Origin of the sequence: Campylobacter canadensis, from assembly GCF_013177655.1 — a bacterium.
Lineage (GTDB): Bacteria > Campylobacterota > Campylobacteria > Campylobacterales > Campylobacteraceae > Campylobacter_E > Campylobacter_E canadensis.
In genome coordinates, this window is record NZ_CP035946.1 from 1,450,397 (window position 1) to 1,468,036 (window position 17,640).

The 17,640-nt window shown below is 27.2% G+C and carries 19 protein-coding genes and 1 pseudogene; 16 read left to right on the forward strand and 4 right to left on the reverse strand.

Annotated elements, in window-relative coordinates; genetic code table 11:
• Nucleotides 1-13: 13 nt before the first annotated feature.
• A pseudogene (locus CCANL266_RS06940) lies at nucleotides 14-217 on the reverse strand (Rdx family protein); the annotation flags it as partial.
• Nucleotides 218-366: 149 nt separating this feature from the next.
• On the opposite strand from CCANL266_RS06940, the gene CCANL266_RS06945 reads away from it, so the two are divergent.
• From CCANL266_RS06945 to CCANL266_RS06980, 8 genes are read left to right on the forward strand one after another with little or no spacing between them, the layout of a single operon-like run.
• Nucleotides 367-774, forward strand: coding sequence for a Fur family transcriptional regulator (locus CCANL266_RS06945; RefSeq protein WP_172233278.1), 408 nt, complete (start codon nucleotides 367-369; stop codon nucleotides 772-774).
• 24 nt (nucleotides 775-798) lie between these two features.
• Nucleotides 799-1,581 (forward strand): hypothetical protein, encoded by a 783-nt coding sequence (locus tag CCANL266_RS06950; RefSeq protein ID WP_172233280.1) that lies wholly within the window; start codon nucleotides 799-801, stop codon nucleotides 1,579-1,581.
• Nucleotides 1,582-1,583: 2 nt separating this feature from the next.
• Nucleotides 1,584-2,270, forward strand: a complete 687-nt coding sequence (gene ubiE / locus CCANL266_RS06955) for a bifunctional demethylmenaquinone methyltransferase/2-methoxy-6-polyprenyl-1,4-benzoquinol methylase UbiE (protein WP_172233283.1) — start codon at nucleotides 1,584-1,586, stop codon at nucleotides 2,268-2,270.
• Nucleotides 2,270-3,697 (forward strand): exodeoxyribonuclease VII large subunit, encoded by a 1,428-nt coding sequence (gene xseA, locus CCANL266_RS06960; RefSeq protein WP_172233286.1) that lies wholly within the window; start codon nucleotides 2,270-2,272, stop codon nucleotides 3,695-3,697. The genes ubiE and xseA overlap by 1 nt, the downstream gene beginning before the upstream one ends.
• On the forward strand, nucleotides 3,684-4,757 hold the full coding sequence (gene serC, locus CCANL266_RS06965) for a 3-phosphoserine/phosphohydroxythreonine transaminase (RefSeq protein WP_172233289.1): 1,074 nt from the start codon (nucleotides 3,684-3,686) through the stop codon (nucleotides 4,755-4,757). The genes xseA and serC overlap by 14 nt, the downstream gene beginning before the upstream one ends.
• On the forward strand, nucleotides 4,754-5,704 hold the full coding sequence (locus CCANL266_RS06970) for a type II secretion system protein (RefSeq protein WP_172233292.1): 951 nt from the start codon (nucleotides 4,754-4,756) through the stop codon (nucleotides 5,702-5,704). The genes serC and CCANL266_RS06970 overlap by 4 nt, the downstream gene beginning before the upstream one ends.
• Nucleotides 5,705-5,713: 9 nt before the next feature.
• Complete coding sequence (locus CCANL266_RS06975) at nucleotides 5,714-6,706, forward strand: type II secretion system protein (protein ID WP_172233295.1); 993 nt, start codon at nucleotides 5,714-5,716, stop codon at nucleotides 6,704-6,706.
• Nucleotides 6,703-7,140: a hypothetical protein gene (locus CCANL266_RS06980; protein ID WP_172233298.1), complete on the forward strand. Its 438-nt coding sequence runs from the start codon at nucleotides 6,703-6,705 to the stop codon at nucleotides 7,138-7,140. The genes CCANL266_RS06975 and CCANL266_RS06980 overlap by 4 nt, the downstream gene beginning before the upstream one ends.
• 5 nt (nucleotides 7,141-7,145) lie before the next feature.
• Here CCANL266_RS06980 and rdgB read toward each other — a convergent pair whose 3' ends face one another.
• Nucleotides 7,146-7,751: an RdgB/HAM1 family non-canonical purine NTP pyrophosphatase gene (rdgB, locus tag CCANL266_RS06985; RefSeq protein ID WP_172233301.1), complete on the reverse strand. Its 606-nt coding sequence runs from the start codon at nucleotides 7,749-7,751 to the stop codon at nucleotides 7,146-7,148.
• On the opposite strand from rdgB, the gene CCANL266_RS06990 reads away from it, so the two are divergent.
• Nucleotides 7,727-8,911: an aminoacetone oxidase family FAD-binding enzyme gene (locus CCANL266_RS06990; protein WP_172233304.1), complete on the forward strand. Its 1,185-nt coding sequence runs from the start codon at nucleotides 7,727-7,729 to the stop codon at nucleotides 8,909-8,911. The two genes, rdgB and CCANL266_RS06990, sit on opposite strands and share 25 nt — an antisense overlap.
• 27 nt (nucleotides 8,912-8,938) lie before the next feature.
• Here the strand turns inward: CCANL266_RS06990 and copM are convergent, their stop codons facing one another.
• Entirely contained in the window at nucleotides 8,939-9,385 is a 447-nt protein-coding gene (gene copM / locus CCANL266_RS06995) for a CopM family metallochaperone (protein ID WP_172233307.1), read from the reverse strand.
• 121 nt (nucleotides 9,386-9,506) lie between these two features.
• Here copM and traT point away from each other — a divergent pair, with 121 nt between their 5' ends.
• Nucleotides 9,507-10,157 (forward strand): complement resistance protein TraT, encoded by a 651-nt coding sequence (gene traT / locus CCANL266_RS07000; RefSeq protein ID WP_172233310.1) that lies wholly within the window; start codon nucleotides 9,507-9,509, stop codon nucleotides 10,155-10,157.
• Between the two features lie 22 nt (nucleotides 10,158-10,179).
• Here the strand turns inward: traT and gpmI are convergent, their stop codons facing one another.
• Complete coding sequence (gene gpmI / locus CCANL266_RS07005; protein WP_172233313.1) at nucleotides 10,180-11,610, reverse strand: 2,3-bisphosphoglycerate-independent phosphoglycerate mutase; 1,431 nt, start codon at nucleotides 11,608-11,610, stop codon at nucleotides 10,180-10,182.
• Between the two features lie 103 nt (nucleotides 11,611-11,713).
• Between gpmI and CCANL266_RS07010 the strand changes: the two genes are divergently transcribed.
• The 6 genes from CCANL266_RS07010 to CCANL266_RS07035 are packed head-to-tail and all read left to right on the forward strand — an operon-like array spanning nucleotide 11,714 to nucleotide 17,627.
• Entirely contained in the window at nucleotides 11,714-12,508 is a 795-nt protein-coding gene (locus CCANL266_RS07010; protein WP_172233316.1) for a DnaJ domain-containing protein, read from the forward strand.
• A 10-nt stretch (nucleotides 12,509-12,518) separates the two neighbouring features.
• Complete coding sequence (locus CCANL266_RS07015; RefSeq protein ID WP_172233319.1) at nucleotides 12,519-12,857, forward strand: heat shock protein transcriptional repressor HspR; 339 nt, start codon at nucleotides 12,519-12,521, stop codon at nucleotides 12,855-12,857.
• Nucleotides 12,854-14,455, forward strand: coding sequence for a cation:proton antiporter (locus CCANL266_RS07020; protein ID WP_172233322.1), 1,602 nt, complete (start codon nucleotides 12,854-12,856; stop codon nucleotides 14,453-14,455). Before CCANL266_RS07015 ends, CCANL266_RS07020 begins: the two co-directional genes overlap by 4 nt.
• A gap of 9 nt (nucleotides 14,456-14,464) precedes the next feature.
• Nucleotides 14,465-15,406 carry a hydroxymethylbilane synthase gene (hemC, locus tag CCANL266_RS07025; protein ID WP_172233325.1) on the forward strand — a complete coding sequence of 314 codons (942 nt, stop codon included), beginning with the start codon at nucleotides 14,465-14,467 and terminating at the stop codon, nucleotides 15,404-15,406.
• Nucleotides 15,403-17,223, forward strand: coding sequence for a menaquinone biosynthesis decarboxylase (locus tag CCANL266_RS07030; protein ID WP_172233328.1), 1,821 nt, complete (start codon nucleotides 15,403-15,405; stop codon nucleotides 17,221-17,223). Before hemC ends, CCANL266_RS07030 begins: the two co-directional genes overlap by 4 nt.
• A 44-nt stretch (nucleotides 17,224-17,267) precedes the next feature.
• Nucleotides 17,268-17,627, forward strand: coding sequence for a flagellar protein FlaG (locus CCANL266_RS07035; protein ID WP_172233331.1), 360 nt, complete (start codon nucleotides 17,268-17,270; stop codon nucleotides 17,625-17,627).
• The last annotated feature ends 13 nt before the right edge of the window (nucleotides 17,628-17,640 follow it).

The window sequence follows — 17,640 nt, forward strand, 5'->3', positions numbered from 1 at the left end:
AGGATTTAAGAAATTAAATCCTTTTATAAGCTTTAATAAGCGATGTGATTTCATTTTCATAAGGAAATCTTTCGCTATCACAAGCGATTAAATCCTTTTTAGAATAAATAACCTCTGAATCAAGCATAATTATAAAATCACCCTTAGAACCAATTTGAAATTCAACGCTTATTCCATCAAAAGAACCTATGAGTTCGTCTGCAAGCCTTGCAGCATGCGGTTCATAATTTCAAGCGTTACAATAAATAATTTTTGCTTTCATTTTTTCTCCTTTTACTTAATTTATGAAAAAAATGTAAATATTTATTTTCATCATGTATTATTTTCTAATAAAAAATATTATCTAATAAAAAGGATTTTAAAAATATGGATTGTCTTGAATTATTAAAAGAAAAAAAATTAAAAGCAACACCACAAAGACTTAGTATCTTAAACATATTGCTAAAACACGAGCATCCAAATATTGATGAATTGTACGAGCAAATAAAGGCTAAAAACCCTACAATATCTTTAGCAACCGTTTATAAAAATTTAAATACTATGATTGAAGAAGGACTAGTAATTGAAATAGCAGTTGCAAATAAAAAAACAAGATATGATATTTATGAATACGAGCATATTCATTTAATTTGCAAAAATTGTGGGCATATTTATGACTTAAATAAAGAAAAAGCCTTTTTAAAAGAGTACGAGCAAATGCTTGCAAAAGAAGTAAAAAGTAAAATTAATGAAATAAAAGTTGTAACATATCTTGAAAATTGCTCTAATTGCTAATAAAATACAAGCAAAGGAGATTTTATGAATCATTATTTACAATTATCGTTTAACGATGAAGAATTTAAAAATATTAAAGAGTATTTTATTAAAGATGAAAAAGAATTTTACAAAATTGATATTTGCGATGATAAAATTACTTTTTTACAGGCAAATTGCGATAATTGTAATGATATAAATTACAAAGAATTTAATTATAATAGCCCTACTTTTAAAGAAAAATCTCTTAAAATAAAAAGAAGTATAAATGATGATTATATGCTTGAAAAAATAAATAATATTTATTTAAAAAGCACCTTTTTAAAAGATGAAAATTTATTTATTTTTAACGAATATGAAAGATTAAAAATTACTAGCATTTATGGTTTAAAAAGTCTAAATTACGGTATTAAACTAAGCACCGCTTTTAGAATTTATTTATATTTTTTACTTGAGCAAAATTCTTTATTAAAAGCAAGAATTTTATTAGATATTTTTGCTTTTTTACTTGATGAGAACATAATAAATAGCTTAAAAAACAAACAAGATAGCGATGATTTATATTTAATAGCCTTTGATAATTGCAATTTTTATTTAAAAAAAGATAATTTATTCTTTTTTACACTTGCAAAATTATTAAGATTTTATATTTTAAAAAGTTATAAAAATAAAGATTTTATTGAATATTGCATACTTTTATGCGATTTTATAGACTTTTTTAAAAGCCACAAAAAAATAAAAAAAATTAAAGAAAAAATATGTAAAATCTCAACTTTAAAAGATATTAAAAATCTAAGCTTAATTAGCAAAAAATATTATTTAGGATAAATATGCAAAAACAAGAAAAAATAGTACAAATGTTTAATGAGATTGCTCCAAGCTATGATAAAGCAAATAGAATTTTAAGCTTTGGAATAGATACAAAATGGAGACAAGATGCAATAAAAAGAGTGCAAAAGCACATAAATAAAGACGATTTAGTAATTGTTGATGTTGCTTGTGGTACTGCTGATATGTGTGCTTTATTAAAAAATATAAAACATACAAAATTAATAGGAATTGACCCAAGTGAAGGTATGCTAAAAATAGCAAAACAAAGATTTAGCGATATAGATTTTAAACAAGCTTACGCTACTGCTTTAGGACTTGATGATGAAAGCGTTGATTTAATCACAATTAGCTTTGGTTTTAGAAATGTAGTTGAAAAAGAACAAGCTTTAAAAGAATTTAAAAGAGTGCTTAAAAAAGATGGAATTTTATTAATATTAGAATTTTTTAAAAGAGAAAAAGGTGGTTTTATAGCAAAAATTAGAGATTTTTATTTAAAAAATATCCTACCTAGCATTGGGGCTTTAATTAGCAAAAACAAACAAGCTTATGAATATTTACCAAATTCTATTGATGATTTTTACTCAAATAACGAGTTTAAAGAAGAGTTAAAGCAACTTGATTTAGAGCTTTTAGAATTTAAAACTTATTCTTTTGGTGTAAGTTCTTTGTTTATAATTAAAAAATAATGCAAGTTTTAAACCAAGATTTAAATAATTCATACTCGGTAAGCCAAATAAATGATTTAGTTAAAAACTATCTTGAAAGAGACTTTTTAAACATCTATATTCAAGGCGAAATTGATGAATTAAAATCTTATGCAAGTGGGCATTGGTATTTTAAATTAAAAGAAAGTAAAAATAATGTTATTTATTCTATTTCTTGTGTTATGTTTGCAAACGCAAACCAATTTGCACCAAAAATATCAAATAACAATTCAGTAATTTTAAAAGGAAAATTAAGCCTATATTCTCAAAGCGGCACATATCAATTTATATGTACTCAAATAATAATTAAAGATATTTTAGGCTTATTGCAACAGCAATTTGAGCAACTTTATAAAAAGCTAAATCAAGAAAATCTTTTTAATAAACAAATACCATTAAAAAAATTTATTAATAAAATAGCTATTGTAAGTGCTTTAAATAGTGCTGCAATGCAAGATATGCTAAAAGTTTATCGTAATAAAAAAGCCTTCTTAAGCCAACTTTATTTATTTGATTGTTTAGTTCAAGGCGATATGGCAGCAAAAAGCATAATAAAAGCCTTAAATAAGGCAATTAGCATTAATCCTTGTGTAATTATAATTGCGAGGGGTGGTGGCTCTAAACAAGATTTATTTTGCTTTAATGATGAAGAATTAGTGCGTTTTATAGCTAGTGTAAATATCCCAATAATAACAGGAATTGGACATCAAATTGATACTCATTTAAGCGATTATGCTGCTAGTTATCATTGCGCAACCCCTACTGCTGCTATGGAATTTGTACTTTACGATAAGGCTAACTTAATACAAAATTTAGATGATAAAAAAGAAAAGCTAAAAAATATTTTTAGCAAAAAAATAGCTTATTTTGAAAATCAGCTACTTTTTTATCAATCAAAATTTTCAAAAACTCAAATTATGAAAAACTATGAAAACTATGAAAAGGGCTTAAATGCCTTTATTCAACTTTTCAAAAAAGAATTTAACAATAAAATAAACACTTATTCAAAAGACTTATTAAATAAAGAAGAAAAATTAAAGCAAAAAATACAAGCATTTTTTGAATCAAAAAATAATCAATTACAAAAACAAGAAAGTAACATAAATATTAAAAATCTATTAACCAAAATAGAAAAATCCTTCCTTCATCTAAGCTCTCAAGAAGAAAAATTAAAACAAAGTTTTGCCTTTAAAATGCAAAAAGAAGAGCAAAAGCTAAATTATTTTATAAAAATATTAAATTCTCAAAAAGAATTTTTTGAAAATGTCGCTTATTATGTTAAAATCACAAAAGACAATAAAATAACAAAATTACAAGATTTAAAAGAAAATGATTTTATAACTCTAAGCAATAACGAGTGTGTAAAATACGCCCAAATCTTAAAAAGGAGCAAAAATGAGAATTCATAATTTTAGTGCAGGTCCAAGCCAATTACCCTTAGAAGTATTAAAACAAGCCCAAGATGAGCTTTTAAGCTATCAAAACAATGGTTTTTCAATTATGGAGATTTCTCATCGTAGCAAATATTTTGAAGACTTATTAAACGAAGCAAAAGAAGATGTAAAACAATTATATAAATTAGATGATAATTATGATGTTATTTTCATTCAAGGCGGAGCTAGTATGCAATTTAGCTTAATTGCTATGAATTATAGTCTTGATAATCTTAGTTGTGCTTATGTAGATACCGATGTTTGGACACAAAAAGCATTAAATGAAGCAAAATTAGCAAAAATAAATGCTCAATTTGTAGCATCATCAAAAGACAGTGGCTACAAATTTATTCCTAAAATACCTGAAGATATTAATGCAAGTTATCTTTATATTTGCTCAAACAATACCGTTCAAGGCACACAATACAAACAATTACCAAAAAGTAAAAGTCCGCTAGTAGTTGATGCTAGTTCTGATTTTTTTTCAAAAGAGCTTGATTTTTCAAATATAGCGGTATTATTTGGTGGGGTGCAAAAAAATGCTGGTATTGCTGGTATTGCTTGTATGATTGTAAGAAAAGATTTTTATGAAAGAAGCAAACAAAAAGAACTTCCTTTAATGTTTAAATACTCAACCTATGTTGATAATAATTCTTTATACAACACTCCATCAAGCTTTGCAATTTATATTTTTGCCTTACAAATGAAATGGCTAAAAAAACAAGGTGGCTTAAACAAAATAAACGAATTAAACACGCAAAAAGCAAAAATAATTTATGATATTTTAGATAATAGTAATTTTTACACTTGCAAAGCAGCTAAAGAAGATAGGTCTTTAATGAATGTTTGCTTTAAAACTCCTAACGAAGAGCTTGATTTAAAATTTCATACCCAAGCAGCAAAAGAAGGTTTAATAGGCTTAAAAGGTCATAAAATAGTTGGTGGTTTAAGGGCAAGTTTATATAATTCTTGTGATTTTGATAAAATAAATGCTTTAGCAAATTATCTAATTAAATTTGAAAAGGAAAATAGATGAAAAAGGCTTTTTCATTAATAGAACTGGTTTTTTCTATTGTGATTATAGGATTTTGTATAGCAGCCATTCCTAGAGTTTTAAATATGGCAGTTTTAGCTGATGCAACAAGTATTAAACAAGAGCAAACAAATGCTTTAAAATACTTTTACGGGATTTTAAGTGCTTATCCTTACGATATGAGCGCTAATGGAAATTACTGCAAAGATGATTATAGAAAAAATAGCTGGTATTCTCAATTTTGTGCTACAGAAAGCTTAGCAAACCTAGATACAACCACAGCAGCTTTAACATCAGCAAGTGCATCAGTATCTACAACAACACCATCTACAAGGGCTAAAACAACTCAATTAAAAGATATTTTAAAAGATGTTTCGGAATTAAATATCACAAATAGATTAGGAAATATGAACCATCAAATTTTAAATAGTGGTAATAAATTATATTTAAACACAGCAATAGGTACAAATACTAGCTTTAAAACACCAAGTGCAAGCTCTATTAGAATTAATCTTAAAGATATTTACACAGGTAGCAATATAAATACAGGTTCTTATAATCCACAAGATTATAGCGATTTAACAAAACTTAGTCATTTTGAAATCGCTTGTGAAGATAATTATTTTAACGGCTTTAAAGCAGAAACTAAAGTGTTAGCAACAAATGAAGGCATTGCTTCTACTTACACATCACAAGCAATTGACACAGAAGGCTTTTTACAACGCTCTATGGTTTTATGCCGTGTAGCAGTATTTAGAGCTAATGAATTAATCACATCTTTTTATACTTCATTTCCTTTATACGGTAGGGTTGAGAGTGCTTTTTCTCCATATTTATTAAAGGTTCCTAGCGGCGCTTCAATTAGCAATGAAGATATTATGAAAAAACTAAAAAACATTTCTGGCTTAAGTAAGACTACAATCAACACTAATTATAGTGATTGGCAATAAGGATAATTAATGAATAAAAAAGCTTTTACGATGATAGAATTAACCTTAGTAATAGTTGTTTTAGCTATTGTGAGTGTGGTTGGGGTGCAAGTAATTCGCTTTACCTACGAACAAAGAGTTAGAACTCAAATCTTAAACGATTTAGAAGTGCAATCTCAAGTTGCAATTGATTATATTAGCAAAAATACAAAAAATGCGATAAGAAATTCAATTAGAGTAAAAAAAGACTACACATCAAATTGTAAAAATTCAACTGATTGTAAATTTGTATATAACATAAACAACGATTTTAAAACATACAAGGTTTTAGAATGGGCAAATATTGATATTGATAAAAAAAGAGCGGGATGGTGGGATGGTATAAATAGAACCAAATGTGTGATAGCACAAACTTTAAGAGCTGATACAACAGGAGTTTCCAAAGATTTTAGCACTGCAACAGGTGGTACTGCTACGCCTGAACCAAAATGTTTTGATGGTTCAGATAGTGGTCAATTTTTATGTTTTGCTTTTAGGCACGATGTGAGAACTTGCAATAAATATATGTTAAAACCAGGTAGAAAATACAATAGAGGAATATACTTTTTAGGAGATAATATTACAAACTCAAATGCCTTTATTGAAAACGACTTATTAAATCTTGAAGTAAAGGACGATACAAAAACTTCAAAAATTTCTTTTGATACAAAGGTTAAGAATTTTACAATTACAAATGCCTATGTTTTGGTAGATAGAATAAATGGTGTAAAACTAGACAATAATGAATTAAAATTTTATACACTTGAGTGGGATAAAGACATTTGGAGTGGAACAGGTAAAAAAAGTATCAGTGTAACAAATAAATATACCTTAGTAAAAAATGTAAAAAACTTTAATATTCAATCTTTAGGAGATAGCATAGCCTTTACCTTGTGTTTGGAATCTAAAAAAGAAGTTAGCACCTCTTTATTTGGTACTAGCAAAACAAAAATTAGCGTTTGCAAAAGTGGGGTAATGTTATGAAAAAGGCCTTTTCAATGATTACAGCAATTATTTTTATAATAGTTTTAGGACTTTCATCTACGGTTATTTTAAGCACTTCTTTATCTACGCTTTCTTTGTCTCAAAGAACATATATTAAAGACCAAGCAGAGATATTTTTAAAAAGTGCTAGTCAATACGCAATAGCTTATTGGCTAAGCAAAAACGATAAAGTAAGTGATTTAAATAATAAAGTTATTACCCTTTATTATCCTGATGAAACAAATCCATCTTATAAAGCAAAAATAATGTATAAATGGGTAGACAAAGATTTTACAGGTCTATCAAACAATAGCGGCGGAATGCTAAATTATGATGATAATACAGTAAGGGTTATTGTAGTTCTTGAAACAAGCGGAGTTGTTAAAGACTTAGCAAATATTAGATTAGTAGATGATTTTACCTTAGGCAACTAAGCTTTTTAAAAGCCTAGTTGTTTAATTAAATCGCTTAAAGCTAAATATCTATGAGAAATTTTATTTTTTTCTAAAAGACTAAGCTCGGCAAAACTTTTAGAAAAATTATTTGCATAAAACATACTATCGTATCCAAAACCATTCATTCCACTTTCTTCTTTGCTAATAACCCCATCGCAAACTCCTTTTGCAAAAAGAATTTTATCTTTATTTATAAAGCATAAAACACAAATAAAAGCAGCCTTAGAATAATCAATTTTTAATCTTTTAAACTCATCTTTAATTTTTTGTCTATTAGCTGCATCTATATCGCCGCTACTTGCATTTGCGTATCTTGCACTATAAATACCAGGTAAATTATCTAAGGCTTCAACACACAAACCGCTATCATCGGCTAAGATACAATATTCATCTTTAATTTTTTCATCTAAGCTATCATAAAGTGCTTTTGCCTTTATTTTTGCATTTTGTTTAAAAGAATTTCCATCTTCAATAGGATTAAAATTATCAACAAAATCGCTTGCTAAATGTACGCTTATATTAAACTCATTAAAAAAAGAAGAAAATTCTATTAATTTTTTCTTATTTGAACTTGCTAAAATTATTTTCATATTTCACCTCGTTTTTTAAGGATATTATTATTAAAGTATTTGACATTTTAGTAATTGGCGCTGGAGCTAGCGGACTTTTTTTAGCAAATCAAGTAAAAAATACAAATATAGCAATTCTTGAACAAAATGAAAGCATTGCAAAAAAATTATTAATTAGCGGTGGAAATAAGTGTAATTTTAGCAATGATAATATAAATAAAAACAATTATTTATGCGATGATTACGAGTTTTTAGATGAAGTGTTAAAAAGCTTTGATACTAAAAAATCTTTAGAATTTTTTTCACAAATCCCCTTTGTAAAAATTAGAAAACAACAATATTTTGCAAGAAGTTCAAAAGATGTTTTAATGCAAATTACAAAAAATATAAAAGCAAAAATATTTTTAAATCAAAAAGTTTTACAAGTAAGTAAGCAAAATGATATTTATAAAATAAATACGAACAAGGCTGAATTTTTTGCTAAAAATCTTGTCTTTGCAAGTGGGGCTATTTCTTTTAGCGAACTTGGCGTAAGCGATATTGCTTTAAATATTGCAAAAGAATTTAATATTAAATATTTAGACTTTAGCCCTGCTTTAGTGCCTTTTACCTTGCAAAAAGATGAATTTTTTATGAAAAATCTTAGTGGAATTAGCCTTGATGTAATTATGAAAGTTAATGATAAAAGCTTTTGCAATTCTTTGTTATTTACACATAAAAGCATTAGTGGTCCTGCGGTTTTAAGTGCATCATTATTTTGGAAAAAAGGTAAAATTAGTATTGATTTTTTAAATTCTAAAAAGATTGATTTTAAGAGCAATACTAGCTTTATAAATTCATCATTACTTGCAAAAAATATGGCTAAAGAATTTTTAAAAGCCTTTAATTTAGAAAACAAAGCTTTAAATAAATATACAAAAGATGAGCAAGATATTTTAAAGCGTTTAAGCGATTATTCTTTTGCACCAGCAGGAACTCTTGGCTTTAATAAAGCTGAGATTTGCAAAGGTGGAATTTTATTAAAAGAATTAAATACTAACTTTGAAAGCAAGGCTCATAAGGGTTTGTTTTTTATAGGAGAATGTCTTAATGTGGGTGGAATTTTAGGTGGTTTTAATATTCATTTTGCCTTTGCAAGTGCCTTTGTTTTAGCAAAATATTTTAATAAAGATTATATTTAAGCTTAAATTAATAAGCTTAAATATTTATTATTCTTCTACTTTGTGTTTAGGATCGTGTTTAGATTCGTGCTTAGGTTCGTGCTTAGGTTCGTGCTTATGCTCGTGTTTAGGATCGTGTTTAGGATCGTGTTTAGGATCGTGTTTTTTAGGCTCATCTTTTGGATATTTAAAGCCTTTTTTATCTAAATACGCTTGCATAAATTTAATTTCTGCTTCTTGCGCCTTTATGATTTGCTTAGCTAATTTTTTAAGCTCTTCATCTTTTCCGTATTTAAGCTCAATTTGCGCCATTTCAACCGCACCAATATGATGAGGCAACATACCTGCTACAAAGGCTAAATCAGCATCTTTTTGTTTAATGCCATAATCCATATCTTTGTGCATTTTATGCATACTTTTATTAAGCTCATCGTGCATTAAATCATTTGCACTTAAAGCTAAACTTAATGCTAGTAAAGAAAATATTTTTTTCATTCTTTCTCCTTATAAAAAAAGAAAAATCATATTTGCTTTTAGTAAATCAAAGTTATTTTAAGATTAGTTTAAGTCCCCCCCCCCAATTATAATTAAAAATATTTTTTTTTAAAGGATTATTATGAAAAAATTTTATTATTTAACATTATTTTTTGCACTATTTTTTAGTGCTTGTAGCACTACCCATGTAGTTCAGGATAGTTTTTCTTCTAAAATATCTAAAGCTATTTTTCTTGAGCCAGTTTCAAATAATGACAAAATTATTTATATATCTTCTCGTAACTCTAGTGATTGCAATATAGATATAAGCAATTGGTTAAAAGATAACCTATCACAAAAAGGCTATAGCTTTACAACAGATGCTACAAAAGCAAATTTTGTTTTAACAGCAAATATAACTAAATGTAGCAGATTAACAGACCAAGAAATAAAAGTAGCAGATTTAGAAGCATTATCTGGTAATTTAGGTGGTTTAGGAGCTTTAATGACATTAAACCAAGCAAACTCAAGCACTTCTTACATTGATAGAATAACTGGTATTTATTACACTATTCGCACAGTAATTGATATAAATATAAGACAAAAAAATGCAGGCAGGGTAACAGTAAATAACTCGGAAAATATGACAAAAACACAAAATTATCAAAGTGATTATATAAATAACAATACCACATTAACACTAAGTGTAAGAGGAAAAAATATTACTTTTGAAGATGTTAAGGATAAATTAGAAAAAAATATTTCACTTAAAATTAGTGAATTTTTCTTTTAACAATTATATAAATGCAAAAAGCTTAAAATAAAGCTTCTTGCATTTGTTCTGGTTTTGGAATTTGCATTATTTTTAAAATGCTTGCTGCAATATTTGCTAAAGAACCATCTTTTAAATTAACATCTTTTTCATAATTATAAAGCCAACAACCAACATCAAAAGTTGTGTGATTTGTTAAAATATTGTTATTTTTATCCATCATAGCTTCACAATTTCCGTGGTCTGAACATAAAAGCATTGCATAATTTTTATCCTTGCAAGCCTTAATTATTTTTCCAAGACATAAATCAACACATTCAACTGCTTTTATACTAGCATTAAAATCACCTGTATGCCCTACCATATCGCCATTTGCAAAATTTACAACAATAAAATCATAATCTAAATTAATAGCATTAAGCACCTCATCGCAAACCTTAAAAGCACTCATACAAGGTTCTTGATTGTAACTTTCAACCTTTGGACTTGGTACTAAAATTCTTGTTTCGTTTTTAAATTCTTTTTCAACTCCACCATTAAAAAAGAAAGAAACATGGGCGTATTTTTCGGTTTCTGCGGTGTGAAATTGAGTTTTATTGTGTTTTGCTAAAACTTCGGCTAAAACATTATCTAAACTTTCTTTTTCAAATATCACATCAAGTTCTAGTTTTTCATCATATTCACACATACATAAAACATTTTTACCTAATTTTTCTTTTAAACTTTGTGCTAATTGCCTTGCTCTATCTGCTCTAAAATTTACAATTATTACACCGTCTTCGCTGCTAATTCCATCAAATTCACTTGAGACTGGCTTTAAGAATTCATCAAAAACATTATTTTCATAATTATTTTTTATATACTCGTTAAAAGATAATTTATTTGTATTTTTACTAAAAAGCATATTTATGTATTCATTTGTTCTATCATAATTTTTATCCCTATCCATAGCCCAAAATCTACCTGCAATTGAACTAATTTTTGCTAAAGGTGGATTTTTGCTTATGAAGTCTAAAAAGTCTTTTTGCCCAACATCTCTTCCATCGCTAATTAAGTGAGTAAATAGCTTGTTATTATTTTGTAAAACAATTTTTTCTAAAGCTTGTAAATGTAAATATGATGAATGCACACCGCCATTACTGTAAAGACCGATTAAATGGATATTTTTACATCTTTTTAAAAGGCTTTGTAAATTTTTGTTATTTTCTAATTCTTTATTTTTGATTGCATTATCAATTTTTACAAGGTTTTGATAAATAACTCTACCACTACCAATACACATATGCCCTACTTCTGAATTACCCATTTGCCCATCAGGCAAACCAACTGCAAGACCTGAAGTTTTTAATTTGCAAAATTTAGCATTTTTATTTAAAAAATCATAATTATCTTTTTTTGCATGAAAAAAAGCATTATAAAAACTATCATTATTTATTCCTATTCCATCGGTAATTACCAAAACACATTTTTGCATTTTTTCTCCTTTAAGGTTTTTTTAAGACTTGATACTCTATGTTATAACTTTATTAAACAAAGCTAGTTAAGATTTTTAAAAAAAATATTATAGGATTTTAAAGATGACAAAAGATTATTATGAAATTTTAGGTGTGAAAAAAAATGCAAGTGCAGAAGCTATCAAAAAAGCTTACAGAACCCTTGCAAGAAAGTATCATCCTGATGTTAATAAAGAAAAAAATGCAGAAGAAAAATTCAAAGAAATTACAGAAGCTTATGAAGTTTTAAGCGATGAGAAAAAAAGAAAAATGTATGATATGGGCGGCTTTAGTGGCTTTAACTCAAGTTCGTTTAACGCTGGTGCTGATTTTGATATAAATGATATTTTTGGCTCATTTTTTGGAAATAAAAGCTCATTTAATTCTTCTTTTAGCTCTTCTAATAATTTTCATCAAAGCAGAAATAATAACGATATTCAAGAATTAGAGCTTAGCTTTTTAGAAAGTATGTACGGCAAAGATATTCAAGTAAATTATAATTCTACACCTATTTTAATAAGAATTAAAGCAGGTGTAAAAGACAATCAAATAATAAATGAAAAAAATGTAAAACTAAAAATAAAGGTAAAAAAAGATAATGTTTATACAAGAGATGAAGATGATTTAATTAAAGAACTAGAAGTACCTTTAAAAATAGCCTTACTTGGTGGCAAGGTTGAGTTTGATACACTAAATGCAAAGGGTAAAAAAATAACCATTAAAGAAAATACACAAAATGGAATTTTATTAAGGGTTAAAAATGAAGGTGTAAATAATGAATATACAAATAACAAAGGCGATTTATATTTAAAAATAAAGGTTGTTTTACCAACTAGCATAAACGAAGAATTAAAACAAGCCTTAGAAAAATATTTATAAAGGAGAAAAAATGAATTACGATGAGCCTGTCTTTTTAATTTCAGTAGTATCAAAGCAATTAAACATTCATCCACAAACCCTAAGGCAGTATGAAAGAGAAGGCTTAATAGAGCCAAATAGAACTGGTGGTAAGGTTAGAATGTATTCTCAAAAAGATATTGATAGAATTAAGATGATTTTAAGATTTACAAGGGATTTAGGGGTTAATCTTGCTGGTGTTAGCATTATTTTAGAGCTAAAAGGGCAAATTGCAAAATACGAAGAGCAATTAAATAAAGGTAAAAAAAATGCACTTATAAAGCAAGTTAGCAAATTTGATGTAGCTATTTATGATAAGGCAAAAAGGTGAAGGGATTTTTAGAAATATTTTTAATTACAGCTGCTATTGCTATTGTGTTAAATGTTGTGCTAAAAAAATTTAGCATTCCAACAATAATAGGATATATTTTTACTGGCTTAATAGTGGGCTTGTCTTTTAACATTCACACAAACCCTGAAATAAACCACATTGCTGAATTTGGAATTGTGTTTTTAATGTTTAGTATAGGGCTTGAGTTTTCTATTAAACACTTAATGACTATGAAGACTGAAGTATTCTTAAACGGTGCTTTGCAAATGTGCTTAAGCGGCTTAATTTTTGCTGCATTAATTAATTATTTTTTTAATATCAATGAAAATACTTCTTTAATTTTAGGCTTTACCTTAGGTCTTAGCTCTACTGCTATTGTGTTAAAAATTCTTAATGAAACAAGCGAGATAAATCAAGTATTTGGTAGAAAGACTTTAGGGATTTTACTATTTCAAGACATTGCTGTAATCCCACTTTTATTGATGATTGATATTTTTAATTCAAGCGATTCAGCTTCAAGCTTAATTATAAAAACCCTAGTTTCAGCTATTATTGTTTTAAGTTTGTTATTTTTTATTGGAAAATATGTTTTTAACAGAGTTCTTTATTATGTAATCAAAACAAAATCTCAAGAAATCTTCATTGCAACAATTTTATTTACAATAGTAGGAGCGTCTTATTTAGCACATATTTTTGGCTTTTCATATTCACTAGGAGCATTTATTGCAGGAATGCTAATAGCAGAAACAGAGTATAAACATCAAATTGAAGCAGACTTAATACCTTTTAGAGATTTATTACTAGGCTTTTTCTTTGTAACTGTGGGCTTACAAATAGATGTATTTTTAATAATTAAATATTGGTATATAGTAATAATTTTAACCTTTGTTATTATGAGCATTAAAGCAGCTGTTGTTTATATGTTTTTACAATTTACAAATACAAAAAGCAATTCTTTTAAAACTGCACTTTGTCTTTGTCAAATAGGAGAATTTGCACTTGCCGTTTTTGGGCTTTTAAGCTCACATAAAATGATTGATGATGTTAATTCTCAGTTATTTACCTTAAGTGTAATTTTATCTATGATTATTGCACCATTTATAATTAAAAACAATAAAAAGCTATCATCTTGGGCAAATGACGAAGTTAGCACCGTAGCACCTAAAATACAAAGCCTTAGCAATCATTTTGTAATTTTTGGTTATGGCACATTGGGTCAAGAAGTGGTTTTAAAATTAAAAAATCAAGGAATTCCTTATTTAGTAATTGATTCTGATATAAATTTAGTAGAACTTGGACAAAAAAGAGGAGAAAATGTTTATCAAGGAAATGTTGAGCAAGATTACACCTTGCAAGCTGCAAATATTAAAACCTGTGCTGCAGTAATAATAACTGTTAGCAACGAAACAAGATTAGAATTAATAAGCAAAAAGGTTGTAGCTTACTCGCCTGAAACTAATGTAATTATGAGATTTAGCAAAGATGAGCATAAAATTTTTGATGACTTTTCTCAAAAAGTTGTACTCATAAAAGAAGAAAAAGTAGTAGCAAAAACAATGCTACAAGAAGCATTAAAATGTAGAATAGCAAATTCATAAGGAGAAAAAATGACTTTAACAATAGCAACTAGAAAATCGCTTTTAGCACTGTGGCAAAGCGAATTTGTAAAAAACGAATTAAAAAAAATTGATAATACTTTAAATATAAATTTACTTGAACTAAATACAAAAGGAGATATTATTTTAGATACTCCCTTAGCAAAAATTGGTGGTAAAAACTTATTTATAAAAGAACTTGAAAATGCAATGTATGAAAAAAAAGCTCAAATTAGCGTACATTCTTTAAAAGATGTTGGTGCAAACCTTGCTTACGATTTTAAATTATCAGCAATTTTAAAAAGAGAAGTTTGTAATGATGTTTGTGTATTTGCAGGCAAAGAAAAATCATTAAGCGAATTAAAAAAGGGTGCTGTTATAGGAACTACGAGTTTAAGAAGACAAATGCAGCTTAATTTGCTTAGAGATGATTTTAATATTAAAAGTCTAAGGGGCAATCTTCAAACTAGGTTAAATAAGCTAAAAAATAAAGAATTTGATGCAATAATCTTAGCTTATGCAGGACTTAAAAGATTAAATATTTTAGACGAATTAAATTATGTATTATTAGATACAAAAGAAATGATTCCAGCAGCAGGACAAGGTGCAGTAGCCATTGAAAGTATTAATGATGAAAATATTTTATCTTTAACAAAAAAGTTAAATTGTGAAAAAACAGCTATGCTGTGTAAGATTGAAAGAGATTTTACAAAGACTTTAAATGGTGGTTGTGGCGCTCCTATTGGAATAAATGCAGCTTTTATAAATGAAAATGAAATAAGAATTAATGCAATAGTAGGCTTAGTAAATGCAAAAAAAATAATAAAAATGCAAAAAACAATTAAAATACAAAATGCTGATGATTATGGCGAAATTTTAGCTAAAGAATTTATAAAAGAAGGTGCTTTAAATCTTTTAGCAGAAAATGAAGAATTATTAAAGACAATGCAATGAAAAATTATATAGAAAAATTAAAAAAACACGATTTAATAAAAATAATTGATGATGAGCTTGATGTTGATTTGCAAATAGCTCATTTAGCCTACATTGAAGCAAAAAAAGAAGATTCAAAGGTTTTATTATTTACAAATCCTATCAAAAATAAAGAAAAGTTAAACATTCCGGTAATTATGAATATTTTCGCTAATAAAAAGGCCTTAGAATTAGTTTTAGGAAAAAGTGCTGATGAGATTGCAGATGAAATTCAAAGCCTTTTAAATATGCATATTCCAAAAAATTTTAGTGCAAAACTTGACTTATTTTCAAAATTATTTAAACTAAAAAACATAGCACCAAAAAGAGTTATAAACAAAAACGCAGCTTGCAAGCAAAGGCAGTATTCATTAAGCGAACTTCCTATTTTAAAAACTTGGCAATATGATGCAGCAGCATTTATTACAATGGGGCAAGTTTATACAAAAAGTCTTGATAATAAATCAAATAATCTTGGTATGTATCGTTTGCAAGTTTTAGATGAAAATCATTTAATAATGCACTTTCAACTGCACAAAGATGCAAATAATTTCTTTTACGAATACAAAAAAGCAAATAAGAAAATGCCTGTTGCAATAGCAATAGGAGACGACCCTTTACATATTTTATGCGCTCAAGCACCACTACCTAAAGGGATTTTTGAATTAATGCTTTATGGTTTTATAAAAAAGCAAGGTGCAAAATTAGTAAAATGCGATACAAATGATTTATATGTGCCGCAAAATAGTGATTTTGTAATTGAAGGCGAGATTGATGTAAATAATTTTGCTGTAGAAGGACCTTTTGGAGACCATACAGGTTTTTATACCCCACAAGGCTATTTTCCTGTGATGACAATTACAAAAATAACAGGAAAAAATGATGCAATTTATAATGCAACTGTAGTTGGTAAGCCACCTTTAGAAGATAAATTAATGGGCTATGCTACTGAAAGGATTTTTTTACCTTTACTAAAAACAAGTGCTGCGAATTTAATTGATTATAAAATGCCTGAAAATGGAGTTTTTCATAATTTAATCTTAGCAAAGATTAAAAATGATTATGCAGGTTGTGCTTTAGCCTTAGCTCATACTTTTTGGGGAGTTGGTCAAATGGCTTTTGTAAAAAATGCTATTTTTGTTGATGAAAATGCACCTAATTTAGATGATTATGAAAATTTATCTAAGTATATTTTAAATAATTTTAATCCTAAAAATATTTTAAAAAGTTATGGTTTAATTGATGAGCTTGACCATTCAACTGAAAAAATTGGTTTAGGCGGAAAACTCGCCCTTGATGCTTGTAAAGATATATCTTATAAAGCTCATACTTTTAAAAACGAAAATAATTTTATTGAAAAAAAATCTTTTAAGGTTGATATTCAAAAAATTTTAGCTTTAAAAGAAGAAATTGGATATGTAAATCACAAAACATATTTTGATGAATGCTCAAGTAATATTTGTATTGTTCAAATTAAAAAAGATAAAAGTAATGCTAAATTAATAGAACTTTTAAAAGATATTCTTAGTGGAATTTTAATATTAATTGATACAGATACTAGCTTAGATAATGCTTATATGCTTGTATGGAGAATTACAAATAATTTTGATGCTAAAAGCGATGTATTTATAAACGATGATGGTATTTTAATAATAGCTTGTAAAAAAGATGAAAAAGATGGCTATTTAGATAAATGGCCAATGGATACAAAATGCAATGAAGAGGTGATTAAGCACTTAATTTCGCTTAATTTAGTAGAAAATAATGAAGAATTTTTTAAAAAGTATGAAATTTTTTAAAAAATTGCCGATTTAAGTACAAAAGTTTTTTAAAGGAGTAAAAAATGGAAATTTTTAAGGCAGCAAGTGCGCATTTTGACAATCAAATAAGAACCCATCAAAATGAAACTGCAAGAGTGCGTCCTGTTGAGCAAACACAAATTGAAACTAACAACGCAAAGGAAAGCAATAAAGAAGTTTCAAAAGAGCAACTAGATGATGCAATCAAAAAACTAAACGAACATATGAAAGAACTAGGTACTGATATTAGATTTGGCTACAACGACAAAATCAATACAATGTATGTAAGTGTTATTGCAACTAAAACAGGTCAAGTAATTAGAAAATTCCCAACCGATGAAGCAATGAGACTTAGTGAAAGTATGAAAGAAGCAATTGGAATTATTTTTGATAAAAAAAGCTAAGAAAGGAGTTTAA

What these genes read in the sequence shown, in the direction of transcription:
- CCANL266_RS06945 (WP_172233278.1), top strand. Translation starts at nt 367, where the DNA reads ATGGATTGTCTTGAATTATTAAAAGAAAAAAAATTAAAAGCAACACCA.
- CCANL266_RS06950 (WP_172233280.1), top strand. Translation starts at nt 799, where the DNA reads ATGAATCATTATTTACAATTATCGTTTAACGATGAAGAATTTAAAAAT.
- ubiE (WP_172233283.1), top strand. Translation starts at nt 1,584, where the DNA reads ATGCAAAAACAAGAAAAAATAGTACAAATGTTTAATGAGATTGCTCCA.
- xseA (WP_172233286.1), top strand. Translation starts at nt 2,270, where the DNA reads ATGCAAGTTTTAAACCAAGATTTAAATAATTCATACTCGGTAAGCCAA.
- serC (WP_172233289.1), top strand. Translation starts at nt 3,684, where the DNA reads ATGAGAATTCATAATTTTAGTGCAGGTCCAAGCCAATTACCCTTAGAA.
- CCANL266_RS06970 (WP_172233292.1), top strand. Translation starts at nt 4,754, where the DNA reads ATGAAAAAGGCTTTTTCATTAATAGAACTGGTTTTTTCTATTGTGATT.
- CCANL266_RS06975 (WP_172233295.1), top strand. Translation starts at nt 5,714, where the DNA reads ATGAATAAAAAAGCTTTTACGATGATAGAATTAACCTTAGTAATAGTT.
- CCANL266_RS06980 (WP_172233298.1), top strand. Translation starts at nt 6,703, where the DNA reads ATGAAAAAGGCCTTTTCAATGATTACAGCAATTATTTTTATAATAGTT.
- rdgB (WP_172233301.1), bottom strand. Translation starts at nt 7,751, where the DNA reads ATGAAAATAATTTTAGCAAGTTCAAATAAGAAAAAATTAATAGAATTT.
- copM (WP_172233307.1), bottom strand. Translation starts at nt 9,385, where the DNA reads ATGAAAAAAATATTTTCTTTACTAGCATTAAGTTTAGCTTTAAGTGCA.
- traT (WP_172233310.1), top strand. Translation starts at nt 9,507, where the DNA reads ATGAAAAAATTTTATTATTTAACATTATTTTTTGCACTATTTTTTAGT.
- gpmI (WP_172233313.1), bottom strand. Translation starts at nt 11,610, where the DNA reads ATGCAAAAATGTGTTTTGGTAATTACCGATGGAATAGGAATAAATAAT.
- CCANL266_RS07010 (WP_172233316.1), top strand. Translation starts at nt 11,714, where the DNA reads ATGACAAAAGATTATTATGAAATTTTAGGTGTGAAAAAAAATGCAAGT.
- CCANL266_RS07015 (WP_172233319.1), top strand. Translation starts at nt 12,519, where the DNA reads ATGAATTACGATGAGCCTGTCTTTTTAATTTCAGTAGTATCAAAGCAA.
- hemC (WP_172233325.1), top strand. Translation starts at nt 14,465, where the DNA reads ATGACTTTAACAATAGCAACTAGAAAATCGCTTTTAGCACTGTGGCAA.
- CCANL266_RS07030 (WP_172233328.1), top strand. Translation starts at nt 15,403, where the DNA reads ATGAAAAATTATATAGAAAAATTAAAAAAACACGATTTAATAAAAATA.
- CCANL266_RS07035 (WP_172233331.1), top strand. Translation starts at nt 17,268, where the DNA reads ATGGAAATTTTTAAGGCAGCAAGTGCGCATTTTGACAATCAAATAAGA.